General features: G+C 70.4%; 12 protein-coding genes. 3 read left to right on the top strand and 9 right to left on the bottom strand.

All coding sequences use genetic code 11. The features are described 5' to 3' along the window. The 3 genes from QQK43_RS18895 to QQK43_RS18885 form a co-directional block, all read left to right on the top strand. The coding region (locus QQK43_RS18895) for a hypothetical protein (RefSeq protein ID WP_284308999.1) at positions 1-202 on the top strand (202 nt) is incomplete at its 5' end. 52 nt (positions 203-254) lie between these two features. After that, positions 255-1661, top strand: a complete 1407-nt coding sequence (locus tag QQK43_RS18890) for a sensor histidine kinase (RefSeq protein WP_284308998.1) — start codon at positions 255-257, stop codon at positions 1659-1661. Between the two features lie 4 nt (positions 1662-1665). Next, a complete protein-coding gene (locus QQK43_RS18885; RefSeq protein ID WP_284308997.1) occupies positions 1666-3003 on the top strand; it encodes a sigma-54-dependent transcriptional regulator in 1338 nt (445 codons plus the stop codon). A 42-nt stretch (positions 3004-3045) separates the two neighbouring features. On the opposite strand, the gene QQK43_RS18880 is transcribed toward QQK43_RS18885, so the two are convergent. From QQK43_RS18880 to QQK43_RS18840, 9 genes are all read right to left on the bottom strand, one after another. After that, a complete protein-coding gene (locus tag QQK43_RS18880; RefSeq protein ID WP_284308996.1) occupies positions 3046-5454 on the bottom strand; it encodes a TonB-dependent siderophore receptor in 2409 nt (802 codons plus the stop codon). A 138-nt stretch (positions 5455-5592) separates the two neighbouring features. Further along, on the bottom strand, positions 5593-6792 hold the full coding sequence (locus tag QQK43_RS18875) for a FecR family protein (RefSeq protein ID WP_284308995.1): 1200 nt from the start codon (positions 6790-6792) through the stop codon (positions 5593-5595). 55 nt (positions 6793-6847) lie between these two features. Then, a complete protein-coding gene (locus tag QQK43_RS18870) occupies positions 6848-7357 on the bottom strand; it encodes a sigma-70 family RNA polymerase sigma factor (RefSeq protein WP_234262951.1) in 510 nt (169 codons plus the stop codon). Positions 7358-7589: 232 nt separating this feature from the next. Further along, complete coding sequence (locus QQK43_RS18865) at positions 7590-8405, bottom strand: SDR family NAD(P)-dependent oxidoreductase (protein ID WP_234262783.1); 816 nt, start codon at positions 8403-8405, stop codon at positions 7590-7592. A gap of 2 nt (positions 8406-8407) precedes the next feature. Continuing rightward, positions 8408-9853 carry an FAD-binding oxidoreductase gene (locus QQK43_RS18860; RefSeq protein WP_284308994.1) on the bottom strand — a complete coding sequence of 482 codons (1446 nt, stop codon included), beginning with the start codon at positions 9851-9853 and terminating at the stop codon, positions 8408-8410. A gap of 35 nt (positions 9854-9888) precedes the next feature. Beyond that, positions 9889-10767, bottom strand: coding sequence for an isocitrate lyase/PEP mutase family protein (locus QQK43_RS18855; protein WP_284308993.1), 879 nt, complete (start codon positions 10765-10767; stop codon positions 9889-9891). An 18-nt stretch (positions 10768-10785) separates the two neighbouring features. Continuing rightward, positions 10786-11487, bottom strand: a complete 702-nt coding sequence (locus tag QQK43_RS18850; protein ID WP_234262780.1) for a GntR family transcriptional regulator — start codon at positions 11485-11487, stop codon at positions 10786-10788. Between the two features lie 37 nt (positions 11488-11524). Beyond that, positions 11525-12334, bottom strand: coding sequence for an SDR family NAD(P)-dependent oxidoreductase (locus QQK43_RS18845; protein WP_234262779.1), 810 nt, complete (start codon positions 12332-12334; stop codon positions 11525-11527). Positions 12335-12369: 35 nt separating this feature from the next. Then, positions 12370-13383: a TRAP transporter substrate-binding protein gene (locus QQK43_RS18840; protein ID WP_284308992.1), complete on the bottom strand. Its 1014-nt coding sequence runs from the start codon at positions 13381-13383 to the stop codon at positions 12370-12372. Between the last annotated feature and the right edge of the window lies 1 nt (position 13384).

The following is a 13384-nucleotide window of genomic DNA, read 5'->3' as shown; positions in this document are numbered from 1 at the left end:
GCTGGCCTGGTCGACCCAGCTGGCGGCAGGCCGCCCCAGCACGGCGCTGCGCCAGCACTGCCACGCCGACGACCTGCTGCTGGCCGGTGCCGACGCCTGGTTCGACCACGGCGTGCTCGACCTGCGCCCCGACGTGGCAGCCCGCCTGGGCTGGACCGGCCGGCATCCCGTGCGCGTGCTGCGCGGCGCCCGGCCCGCATAAGATGGCGGGGCCTTTGCCCCGTCCCATGTTGAACTGGTTCCACCGACTCCCCATGACCACGCGGCTGCCCCTGGCCGTGGCGGCCATGGTGCTGATCGCGGCCGCCGGCACCACCCAGTGGGCCGTTCAGGGTCTGTCGCAGCAGATCGAGCGGCAGCTCGACCGCATGGGCCAGATCTACCTCGACGGCCTGGGCGCTGCCCTGCTGCCCCCCGTCATCCGGGACGACCGCGAGGGCATCGCGCGCACGCTGCAGGAAGCCTTGCGCCTCCACGAGGGGCTGGTCGACCGGCGCCTGTTCGTGCTGGACGCACAGCGCCAGCCCCTGGCCCGCGCCGACCGCGCCGGCCTGGAACCGGTGGCCATGCCCGAAGCGGTGGCCCAGAGCCCCTACGGACACTGGCTGGACGACGAAGACAGTTCCTACTGGATCTGGCGCCCGCTGACGGACGACCGGCTGGACAGCCAGGCCTCGGAGCCCCTGCGGGTGGTCGCCAACCTCGACGTCACCAGCTACGTGAGCGAACGCCGCCAGCTCTGGTGGCGCGTCGTCGCGCTCGACCTGGCGCTGAGCCTGGCCTGCGCCCTGGTCGCGCTGGTGCTGGTGCGCCGGCTCCAGCGCCCCGTGGCCGTGCTGACCGAACACCTGCAGCGCAGCACCGAGCAAGGCCCCGAACCCGTTCCGCAGGGCCTGGTCAACGACGACGACCAGGAAACCGCGCGCCTGCTGCAGGCCTACAACCACATGGCCCTGGCGGCCCAGGACCGCGAAGCCCTGCTGACCCGCATGGCCGAGCAGGAACGCGAGGCCGTGCTCGGCCGCATGGCCGCCACGCTGGCGCACGAAGTGCGCAACCCGCTGGCGGGCGTGCTCACCGCCATCGACACCCTGCGCAAGTTTGGCGACCAGCCCCAGACTCGGGCCGAGGCGCTCGATTTCATGGAGCGCGGCATGCGGGCCCTGGCCGGCGTGGCCGACGCCACGCTGGCCACGCACCGCCCACCGCAGGATCTGCAGGCGTTCGGCCCGCAGGATCTGCTGGACATCCAGCGCCTGATCGAGCCCCAGGCCCGCCGCGCCCGGGTCCGCCTGCACGTCGACAGCACGCTGGCGCAGGCCGTGCCGGTGGGCGGCCACGAGGTGCGCCAGATCCTGCTCAACCTGTTGCTCAACGCCGTGAAAGCCAGCCCCGCGGACAGCGATGTCACGCTGCGCTGCACGCTGCAGCCGCTGGACCTGCGGCTGGAAGTGCTGGACCCGGGGCCGGGCATGCCCGCCGTCCTGGCGCAGCACCTGCAAGCCGGCACCGAGCCCACCGACGAAGCCGGGCTCGGCGTGGCGGTGGTCATCCGCCTGCTGCAGCAACTGCGTGGGCGCGTCACCGTGGTGGCCCAGCCCGGCCGCGGCACCCACATCACCCTGGACCTGCCGCTGGCCCCGACGCCAGCGGCCGACTGACCCCATGACCAACGCCCCCGCATCCGGCCTGCCCGTGCTGCTGATCGAAGACGACCCCGTGCTCGGCGGTGCCCTCGTCCAGCGCCTGCGTCTGGAGGGCTTTCGCGTCGAATGGGCCACCACCTGCGCCGACGCCCTGCAGGCCATGCGCCGCGCCCGGCCCGCGTTCGTGCTCTCCGACATCCGGCTGCCCGACGGCTCCGGCGAAGACCTTTACCGCCAGGCGCAGCCCTATCTGGGCGACACGCCCATCGTGTTCGCCACCGCCTTCGCCGACATCGGCCAGGCCGTGCGCCTGGTGCGCGCCGGCGCCGACGACTACCTGACCAAACCCTGCGACGCCGACGAACTGGTGCGCCGCATCCGCGAACTGGCCAGCCCGCCGGCCGCCGCAGCGGCCACCCCGACCGAGGGCTTCGGCCTGTCCGCGGTCACCGAGCGGCTGGCGGCCGACCTGCGCCGGCTGGCCCCGCGCGACGTGCCGGTGCTGCTGCGTGGGGAAACCGGCGTCGGCAAGGAGGTGGCCGCGCGCCAGCTTCATGCGCTGTCGCCCCGCGCCGAGGCGCCTTTTGTCGCGGTCAACTGCGGCGCCATCCCGCCGGAACTGATGGAGAGCCAGTTCTTCGGCCACGAGCGGGGCGCGTTCACCGGTGCCCACGGCGCACACATCGGCTTTTTTGAAGAAGCGGGCACCGGCACCCTGTTTCTGGACGAGATCGGTGAGCTCGATCCGCGCCTGCAGGCCACCTTGCTGCGCGTGCTGCAGGACGGCGTGTTCCGCCGCGTCGGCGCCCGGCAGGACCAGCGCTTCCAGGGGCGCATCGTCGCCGCCACCAACGCCGACCTGGCCGAGCGCATGCGCGCCGGCCGCTTCCGCGAAGACCTGTATTTCCGGCTGGCGGTGGTGGAACTGCCGATTCCACCGCTGCGCGAGCGGCCGGCCGAAATCCTGGCCCTGGCCCAACCCTTCATGGCCCAGGCGGCCGAGCGCCAGGGCCTGCCCTGCCCCACACTCAGCCCGCTGGCGCACAGCGCGCTGCTGGCCCACGCCTGGCCGGGCAACGTGCGCGAACTGCGCAACCGGATCGAACGGGCCGTGGCGCTGTGCGACACGCCGGTGCTCGACGCCGGCGACCTGTTTCCGGAGCGCGCGCTCGACCCGCCCGACGTGGCTGGAGACACCCTGGCCAATGCCCGCGAGCAGGCCGAACTGGCCCAGATCGAGCGCGCCCTGGAGCTCTCGGGCGGGCGCCTGACCGAAGCCGCCCAGCGGCTGGGCGTGTCGCGCACCACGCTGTGGAAACGCCGCAAACGCCTGGGCGGCAACCCGGACGACGCCTGACCCGGTGCCGCACCGGCACCCGGCGTCTGGGCCCAGCGCCGCTCAGAACCGCGTTCTGAGCACCAGCGAGACGTTGCGTGCTTCGCCCTGATTGGCCGACGACCAGCCCCCCGCCGCCCAGTACCGGGTGTTGAAGAGGTTGTAGATGTTGCCGATCAGGGTCCAGGGCTGTGCCTGTACGCGGAAGTCGTAGCTGAAGCCGGCATTGGCCACCGTGTGCGCAGGCACCTTCAGGTCGTTGGCATCGCTGGCGTAGAGCGCCCCGTAGTAGCGCACATTGCCGTGCAGCTTCAGGCCGGCCATGCCCGGCACACGGTACTGGGTGTTGGCCACGACCTGCCACTTGGCCGCGTTGGCCGGCGTGTTGCCCTGAAGGGCCGCGTTGTCGGCCGAGACCTTGTCAATGGCGCCGTCCAGATAGATGGCCCCGAAACCCAGGTTCAGGTTGCGCGTGGCCTGCCAGGCGCCGGAGAACTCCGCCCCCTGGTAGACCAGCAGACCGTCCTGCGTGAGGTAGCGGGCGCCGTCGCGCCAGATGTCCATCTGGTTGGCCCGCTCAATGCGGAACAGCGCCGCCGTGTAGTCCACGCCGCCCGACTCGCGCTTGACGCCCACTTCGTACTGGCGCGAGACGGTCGCGCCCAGCATCTCGCCCGCATTGGCATAGGTCTGGGCCACGCGCGTGCCCGCCTCCAGGCCTTCGACGTAGCTGCCGTAGTAGCTGGTCTGGGGATCGGGTTTGTAGATCAGCGCCAGCGTGGGGCTGGCCTTTTGCGCGTCGTAGCCCGAATCGACCGAAGGGTCGCCGTCCAGATCCTTCACGCGGTAGTCGGTGTAGCGCAGGCCCACGATCGCCTGCCAGTGCGGCCCGAAATGGACGGTGTCGCTGGCGAACGCATAGGTCTGGCGGGTGTCGGCGCCCAAAGGTCCCATCGAAAAATCGATCGCCCGCGTGGTGCGGAAGGGCTGGCGCTGGTAAAGATTGCCATTGAAGTCGTTGACCCAGTACCAGTCGTTGCTCCAGGTGTCCTTGGCCTGCTGGATGCCGACGCCACCCACCAGTTCGTGGCGCACCGCACCGCTCTCGAAACGACCTTCCACCACGGCCTGGGTGAACAGGTTGTCCAGCTTGCCCGCGAAGTTGTAGGAATTGCCCGCGTAGTCGCCTTCCAGGTTCAGCAGGTCCGCAAACGCCTTGTTCGCATAGTGCTCGCGCCGCGAGGCCCCGATCTGGGTGGTCAGCCGCCAGCGGCCATCGATGTCCCAGCGCAGGCCGGTGGAAGCCTGCGTGGTCTTGGTGTTGTAGAACCCGTTGTCGACGTTGACGTCGTCGTAGACGTAGGTCATGCGCGGCAGCCGGCCGCCGCTGCCCGCCGTGTCGTAGGCCGAGAGGTAGAACTGCAGCGGCTCACCCCGGTTGCGGCTGTCTTCGTAGGTCAGCGTGCCGAACCACTTGAGCGACGGATCGATCACCTTGTCGACCGCCAGCGACGCCACGGTGCGGTCGATCCGCGCGCCGTTGTAGGCCTTGCCGTCTTCCTTGGCGATGTTGGCGCGCAGCGCCAGGCCATCGTCCAGCACCCGGCTGGTGTCCACATGCACCGACCACAGGCCGGGGTTGCGCAGGCCCAGGTCCACCGTGGTCTCGTTGTGCGCCTTGGGCCGCTTGAGCTGGTAGCTCAGCGCCCCGCCGGGCTCGCCAAAGCCGTACATGAAGCCGGTCAGGCCCTTGAGGGCCGTCACGCTTTCAACCACCTCGGTCGGAAAATCGCCGCCCCAGTACAACAGCATGGGTATGTCGTCGATGTAGCTGTTGCGCACACCCAGGCCCCGGATCTGCGTGCCCCACCAGTCGGTGGTCGCCGCCGACGTGGGCGTGTAGACCGACGGGTCGTTCACGAAAATCTGGCCGATGGACCTGGCGCCCCGCTCGGTGATGCTCTCGCTGTCCACCACCGTCAGGGAGAACGGCGTGTCCAGCACCGACTTGCTGCCCAGCGCCCCGGCGGCCACGTCTGCCGACAGGTAGCGCAGCGGCGATTCGGGGGCCGCCGCCGAGGCGGTCACGGTCACCGTCTTCAGGGTGGTTTCGGCCCCCGGTGCGCGGGGCGGCGCCGGCCGCACGACCACCGCGCCGCCTTCGAAGGCGGCGGCCAGCCCGCTGCCGGCCAGCAGACGGTCCAGCGCCTGGCGCACGGTCATCGCGCCGGTCACGGCCGGTGCGGTCTTGCCCGCCACCAGCGGCGCCGGAAACGTCAGCGGCAGCCGGGCCTGCCGGGCCAGTTCGTTCAGTGCCTGCCCCAGGGGCAGGGCCGGAATCTGGACCGAAACAGGCGCAGCGGCATCCTGGGCGTGTGCCAGCGGCGCGTGCCCGGCTGCGAGGGTCAGGGCGAGGCTGGCGGCCAGCGCCAGGGGGGCGGGCGCCCAGCGCTTGCGGGGGAAAGACGGCATGGTGAAAGACTCCTCGGTGATGATGGGTTCGGGGCTGCTGCGCGGCGCGCAGAGCGGCTTCCACCGGGGTAGACGCATGGGTGGCCTCAACCCACACGTTGCCAATGAGAATTTTTCCTGTTTACTTCGGGAGCCCGGCTAACGGGCCACCACCTCGGTCACCGCCCCGCGCACCACCAGCCGCACGGGCAGCATCTGGGGCAGCGTGTCCACAAAACGCGGGAACTGGCGCACGCTGTAGCTGCCACCGACCGGCAGCGCCGCGACCCCGGGGTCGGTGACCACCACGCCCGTGGGACCGTAGCGCTCGAACTCGGCCAGCGCTTCGGCCAGCGGCGTGTGGTCGAAGCTGATCCGGCCCTCGCGCCACGCCGCCACAGACGCCGCGGGCACGGCTTCGGCCGGGCCGAGACGGCCCTCGGCGTCCGCCGACACGCGCTGGCCGGCGGTCAGCTCCAGCGCGGGCGCGTCCTCCAGCGGGCCAGACACGCGCACGCGCCCCTCTTCCACCACCACTTCGGTGCGACCGGCGCCCAGCCCCGACGCGGTGTGGCGCACCGCAAACCGGGTCCCGACCACCGTGATCCGCAGCGCCCCGGCCCGCACCTGCAGCGGCCGGGCGGCGTCGGGGGCCACGGCCAGCATGACCTGCCCGTCATCGAGCCGCAGCTCGCGCCGGTCGCGATACAGCCGGGCGTCCAGCTGCGTGGCCACGTCCAGATGCAGCGTGCTGCCCGGCTGCCCCCGGTCGGCGGCGTCGTCGGGCAGGCGAACCATACGCTGCTGCCCGCGCAGCGTGGCGTAGTGCTGTTCGAACCAGGGCTGCCGCTGCCAGTGGTCCCAGCCCATCCAGCCCGCCATGCCCGCCGTCAGCACCAGGCTCGCCAACAGGGCATGCCGGCGCAGCGCGAACCCACCCCAGCCCGGGGCGACCGGGCGACCGGTGCGGCGGCTGGCGTCCGGAACAGGGCTCTGTGGCGGCCACGCCGGGCGGCCGGTACCGGGTACCTCCTGGGCCGATGCCACCGGCCGGGCCGGGGCGGCGCGGTCCCCCAGGCTGTCGCGCAAAGCCGCCTGGTCGCCGGCCGGCAACTGCTGCACTTCGCCCAGGGTGTCCGCCATGTCGTCGAAAGCCGCGCGGTGACGCGGGTCGGCCGCCAGCCAGGCCTGCAACGCGGCCTCGCCGTCGTCGTCCAGCCCGTCGCGCTGGCGGACCACCCAGGTCGCGGCCTCGATGTCCAGCCCGTCCTGCGCCTGCGCGAAGGCGTCGAACTCGCGCTCGTCGGCGTCCGCCGGTGCGGCGGGGTCAGGGGACGAAGAAGGCGGGATCAAGGGCATGGGTGAACAGGAAAGCGGACGGTTCTCAAGGCAGACGCACGGGGCGCTCGCATCCTCACCCCGGCCGGTCCAACTCGCCGCGCAGGCGCCGTTCGCAGAGTTTGCAGGCAACCATGCCCCGCACCAGGTGCTTTTCCACCATGCTGACCGAGATGCCCATGCGGGCGGCGATCTGCGCGTGGCCCAGTTCGTCGAACACATTGAGCACGAATGCCTCGCGGCACCGCAGCGGCAATGCCTCGATGGTGGCCACATAGGCCTGCACGATCTGCCGGGACGCCAGCACCTGATCGGGCTGCCAATGGGCCGGCGCACAGGGCTGCTGCTCCTCAGCCAGGGCATCCAGCGGCTCGTGGCGGCGGACTTCGGCGCGCCGGTGCTGGTCGACCAGCAGGTTGCGCGCGGTGCGGTAGAGCAGCGCGCGCAGGTCGAACACCGGGCGCCCCGCCTGCTGCACCGCCAGCACGCGGACGCAGCTCTCCTGGGCCAGGTCGGCCGCGGTGTCGCGGTCCTTGACCTGGCCGGTCAGGAAGTTCAGCAGTTCGCGGTGGTAGCGCTCCAGCACGGCGGGGTATCGGCCTGGTGGTGGGATCCGGGCGCGCACGGCCACTGCCCGGGAATCAGATCAAATAAGAATTATTTCTATTATCGATCATGAATCCGCGTCCCCACCCGGCGGGTCCCGGCGTGCGCATGGATGACGCTGTTCCGCCCGCCCTGCCGGTACCGCATCACTTCGCGCGAACGGTGCCGCGCGCGCGTTCAAACGCCGTGCCGTCGCAGAGCGACCAGAGGGATCAGTCGGCGCAGGCTCCGTCCAGGGCCTGCAGCGGCCCCAGCGTTTCGCCGGGGTTGCCGTTGGCGGCGTAACCGCCGTCCACCGGCCAGATGGCGGCGGTGATGAAACCGGACGCCGGCTCGGCCAGAAAGCCGACCACACGCGCGATCTCCGCCGGCAGGGCCCAGCGGCCCACGGCCGACCGTTCGGCGTAGAGCGCGTAGTCGAGCGTGCCGCGCTGCATCTTTTCGCGCAGCACGTCGGTCAGCACATAACCCGGTGCGACCGCGTTGACGGTCACGCCGTGGCGGCCGTTCTCCAGCGCCAGGCCACGTGTGAGGCCGGCGATGGCTGCCTTGGCGGTGGAATACGCCGTGCGGCGCTGCAGGCCCACCAGGCCGATGACCGACGACAGGTTCACGATGCGGCCAAAACCCTGCGCCCGCATGCCAGGCAACACGGCCGCGCACATGGCGGCCGTGCCACCCACGTGCACCGCCAGCATGCGCTGCAGGTCGCTCGCCGGCAGGGTGTGGTGGTCGGCCGATTCGCGCTGCATGATGCCGGCGTTGTTCACCAGCACCGACACCGTGCCCAACTGGGCCGCCACCGCCGCGCAGCCGGCATTGACCACCGCCTCGTCACTGACATCGGCGGTCACCGCCAGGGTGCGCACGCCATGGGCACGCGCCAGCGCATCGGCCGCGGCTTCGGGCGCCTGCAGGTCGAACAGCGCCAGGTCGGCGCCACGCGCCGCCAAATCTTCGGCAATGGCCAGCCCGATACCGCGGCCAGCCCCCGTCACCACAGCCACACGGCCGGTCAACGCGCCCACGCTCACAGCACCTTACCGGGGTTGAGGATGCCCTTGGGGTCCAGCGCCAGCTTCAGGGTGCGCATCAGCTCGATCTGTTCGGGCGAGCGGGCATGACCCAGCCAGCGGCGCTTGAGCGTGCCGATGCCGTGCTCGGCCGACACCGTGCCGCCGAACTTCTGCACCAGGCCGTACACCACTTCCTCCACCGCGTCCTTGGGCTGCTCGGCGTCACCGGCCCGGTAAGCGACGATGTGCACGTTGCCGTCACCGATGTGGCCGTAGAACACGGTCTCGCAACCGGGCACCTTCTCGGCCAGCTCGGCCTTGCAGGCGCGCGCGTAGTGATCCATGGCGGTCTGTGGCAGGCCGATGTCGAAGGCCAGGTGGCCGGGCCAGGTCTGGTGCAGCTCGCCACAGGCATCGCGCACGCCCCAGAGAGCCTGCTCGTCGGCCAGCGACTGCGCGACCACGGCGTTGGGCACGACACCCTGTTCCAGCAGGCGCTCCAGCCAGGCTTCGAAGCGCGGCAGATCGGCTTCGGGGTCGGTGCCCAGGGCCTCGATCAGCACGTAGGCGCCATACGCCGTGTCGTCACCGGCGAAGGGGTTGCGGGCGCGCAGTTCGTTCACCGCGCGGCCCCAGTAGTCGGGCCACATCACCTCGAAGGCCGACATCAGCGGCCCGAGGCCGCTGCGCGCTTCGCCCAGCAGGCGCAGCACGGTGGCGTAGTCCTCGCAGGCGCACATGGCGACCATGCGCGATCCCGGCTTGGGGAACAGGCGCAGCACGATGCGGGTAATCACGCCCAGCGTGCCTTCGCTGCCGATGAACAGGTGCTTGAGATCGAAGCCCGCGTTGTTCTTGATCATCTTGTTGAGGCTGTTGACCACGGTGCCGTCGGCCATCACCACCTCCAGGCCCAGCACCATTTCGCGCGCCATGCCGTAGCGGATGACGCGGTTGCCCCCGGCGTTGGTCGACAGGTTGCCGCCGATGGCGCAGGAGCCCCGTGCGCCCAGGTCCAGCGGGCAGAAGAAGCCGGCCGCATCGGCGGCCTGCTGCACGGTTTCCAGCGGCGTGCCGGCGGCCAGGGTCATGGTGGCCGCGGCCGGATCGATCTCCTCGATACCGGTCATGCGCTCCAGCGACAGCGCGATCTCGCCGTCCTGTGCACGGCCACCGCCGCACAGCCCGGTCAGGCCGCCCTGCGGCACCACCGCAACGCCGTGCGCATGGCAGATACGCAGCGTGGCTGCCACCTCGGCCGTGCTGGCCGGGCGCACCACGGCCAGCGGCTCGGTCGGCAGCAGGCCGCTGTAGTCGTTGCGGTTGCGCGCGGGCACATCGGCACCGGCCATCACGGCCACAGGGCCCAGCAGGTCGAGCAGTTCGCGCACGGCGGCGTGGGCACCCGGGCTGGGCGTGTCGGAGGGAATTTCGGCAGCGGGAAAAGCGGTGGCGCTCATGGTGAACGGAAGGAGATGAAAAAAAGGAGGCGGGTTCAGGCGCCGAAACGGGCGTCCAGATCCTGGTGGAAGTCCAGGCCGACGAGTTCGCTGAACTCGGCGTAGGTGAGTTGCGCGCCGGCGCTGGCGCGGGGCGTGCCGTCGCGCCGCAGGGCGGCCAGGGCGTCGGCCGTGGCGCGGGCCGCGGTGAACAGCGCGGTCACGGCGTAGAACACCACCGAGAAGCCCATCTGCTGCAGTTCCGCCGCGGTCAGCGCGGTGGTTTCGTTGCCGTCGACGATGGACACCACCTTGGGACCAGGCACAGCACGCGCCACGGCCTCGACTTCGGCGATCTTCTTGATGCCGTCGACGAACACCAGGTCCACACCCGCGTCTTGGTACCGGTGCGCGCGGCTCACCGCCTCGTCGATGCCGGCGGCGGGCAAGGCGTCGGTGCGGCCGATGATCAGCAATTCGTCGCTGCCGCGCGCTTCAAGGGCGCAGCGCAGGCGCTGGGCGTTTTCGGCCGCGTCCATCAGGCGGATGCCGGCCATCTGGCCACAGCGCTTGGGCGCGACCTGGTCTTCCAGGTGAATGGCGGCCACACCCGCCTGCACGTACTCGCGCACGGTGCGGTGGATGTTGGACGGGCCGCCGTAACCGGTGTCGGCATCGGCGATCACGGGAATCTGGACCGCGCGCACCATGTCGCGGGCATGTGTGGTCATCTCGGTCTGGCTCAGCAGGCCGATGTCGGGCTGGCCCAGGCGGGTGGCGGTGGCGCCGAAGCCGGTCATGTAAATGGCCGGAAAACCGGCCTGCTGCACCAGGCGGGCCGACAGCGCATCGGGCGCGCCCGGGGCCATGACGATCGAGCCAGCGGCGAGGAGCTGGCGCAACTGCCGGGCGGGATGGAGGGAAGATGGGGTCATGAAAAGCAGTACGGGAAATCAGGCGCGTTGCCGCGCCCGGGGAGCCGAGAACTGGCCGCTGTCGGCCGCCAGGCGGAAGGCGTCGACGGTGCGGCCGATGTGGTCGGACAGCAGCGCGTGCAGGCCGTCGAACTGGCCCTGCCCGATCAGATCGACCATGCGCTCGTGTTCGGCCAGCGACACCTCGCGCGAGTCGAAGAACTGGCGCGACATGGCGGTGCGCAGCGCCGAAATCTTGCCGGCCACGAGACCGTAGGCGTCGCGCATGTAGGGATTGGCGCAGTGCGCGAACAGCACCTCGTGGAATTGCGAGTCGACGCGACCGTAGCGCACGTCGTCGTCGGCCTCGGAGGCCTCGCGCATCTCGCGGCACAGCGCCTCCATGGCGGCCAGCAGACCGGTGCGGTCGATCGCGCAGCCCCGGCGCGCGGCCTGCACCTCCAGCATCACGCGGAAGTCGCAGATTGCCTGCACGTCGTCTTCCGTGGGCTGGAACACGAAGCTGCCCCGCTTGGGCCGGATCTCCACCAGGCCCGTGGTCTGCAGCAGGGTCAGCGCGTCGCGCACCGGCGTGCGGCTGACGCCGAAGGACTCGGCGAGCGACTCCTCCGAAATCATCTGCCCCAGCGTGAACTCGCCGTCGATGATGGCCTGGCGCACGCGCGCGGCCACGATCTCGGTCAGCGATTTGGGCATCTCGATGTCGAACTTCTGAACCATGCCGGAACTCCTGCGGTGATGAATCGAATGGCCAGTATCAGCCGAACATCAGGCCGCCATCGATGTTGATGGACTGGCCCGTCATGTAGTCGGCCGCCGGTGACGCCAGGTACAGCGCCAGCCCCGCCACGTCCTCCGGCGTCTGCGCACGGCCCATCGGTACCGCCGCCACCCGGCGGGCAAACACGTCGCCTTCACGCCCGTTTTCCAGGGCCGAGAGCGTGCGGTCCATGCGGGCCCACATGTCGGTGGCCACCAGGCCGGGACAGATGGCGTTGACCGTGACATCGGGCGCCAGGGTGTAGGCCGCCGTCTGCGTGAGGCTGATGACCGCCGCCTTGCTGGCCCGGTACGGCCCCTGGTAGGGGGCCATCGGCCCGGCGCCGTAGCGCCCGGCAATCGAGGCCATGTTGATGACCTTGCCCCGCGGCCGGCCCGGCGCCAGCGGCGCCTGCCGGGCCATCTGGCGCGCGGCAGCCTGCAGACACAGGAAGGCCCCTTTGACGTTGACACCCAGGTGCAGGTCCCAGTCGGCCGCCTGCAACTCCATGAACGGCTTGACCTGCGCCACACCGGCATTGCAGATCATCACATCGAGCCGGCCGAAGGCCTGTGCAGCGGTCGCCACCAGGCGCTCGACATCCGCGGGCTGCGTCACGTCGGCCGCCACCCCGACGGCGTTCACGCCGAAGGCACGCAACCCATCGCAGACCGCGTCGCAAGCCTCCTGCCGCAGGTCGGCCACCGCCACGTGGGCACCGGCCTCGGCGAAACGCAGCGCCAGGCTGCGACCGATACCCTGCGCAGCCCCGGTGATCGCCACGGCCAGGCCTGCGATGCCCGGCATGGTTGCGGGTTGCACCGCGCCTCCCTGATCGACGCTCACTTGGCGGCTGCGCGGATGCGCTGCAATTCGGCGTGGACTTCGTTCACGATGTCCTCACCCACGAGCTTGGCCTGCGCCTGGTAGACGTCCTTGACCTTGTCGCGCATGCGCTGCAACTCGGCGGGCGAGACTTCGTTGACCTGCATGCCCTGCTTCTTCAGGCTGGCGATGACCGTGGCGTCCTGCTCGCGGCCCACACGGCGCGACTCTTCGCGACCCGCGACCGCGCATTCGCGCATGACCCCCTGCTCCTGCGGCGAGAGCTTGTCGAACTGCTTCTTCGAGAACAGGACGGCCAGCGGGCTGTAGGCGTGACGCGTGAGCGAGAGGTACTTCTGCACTTCGTAGAACTTCATGTTCTCGATCAGCGCGACCGGGTTTTCCTGGCCGTCCACCGTGCGGGTCTCCAGCGCGGAATACACCTCGGAGAAGGCCAGCGGCGTCGGGTTGCTGCCCAGTGCACTGAAGGTGTCGAGGAACACCTTGTTCTGCATGACGCGCATCTTCACGCCCTGCAGGTCTTCCCAGCGCGTCACCGGGCGCTTGGAGTTGGTGACGTTGCGGAAACCGTTTTCCCAATACGCCAGGTTCACCAGGCCGGCTTCCTCGAACCTGGGTTCGAAGGACTGGCCCACTTTGCCGTCGAGCACCTGATCAGCCTCGCGCTCGTTGGCGAACAGGAACGGCAGGTCGAACACGGCCAGTTGCGGAATGGCCCCCACCAGCGGCGCGGTGGAGGTCAGCACCATGTCCAGCGATCCCGTGCGCACCTGCTGCGACGCGGTGGTGTCGTTGCCCAGGGCCCCGTCGTAGTAGGTCCGCAGCTTGAGCTTGCCGCCGCTCTTGTCGGCCGCGCATTGCGTCATCTTGGTGATGCCGAAGCTGATCGGGTGCCCTTTGGTGACGCCGGACGAAACGCGCACGGTGCGGGCTTCGAACTGGGCATGGGCGGCGCTGGTGGCCAGGGCAGCCAGGGCCATGGCGGCCAGGCGGATGCGGGGAGCGGTCATG

This window comes from Hydrogenophaga electricum (genome assembly GCF_030160815.1).
GTDB classification, from domain to species: domain Bacteria; phylum Pseudomonadota; class Gammaproteobacteria; order Burkholderiales; family Burkholderiaceae_C; genus Hydrogenophaga; species Hydrogenophaga electricum.
This window is presented reverse-complemented; position numbering and strand designations above follow the sequence as displayed.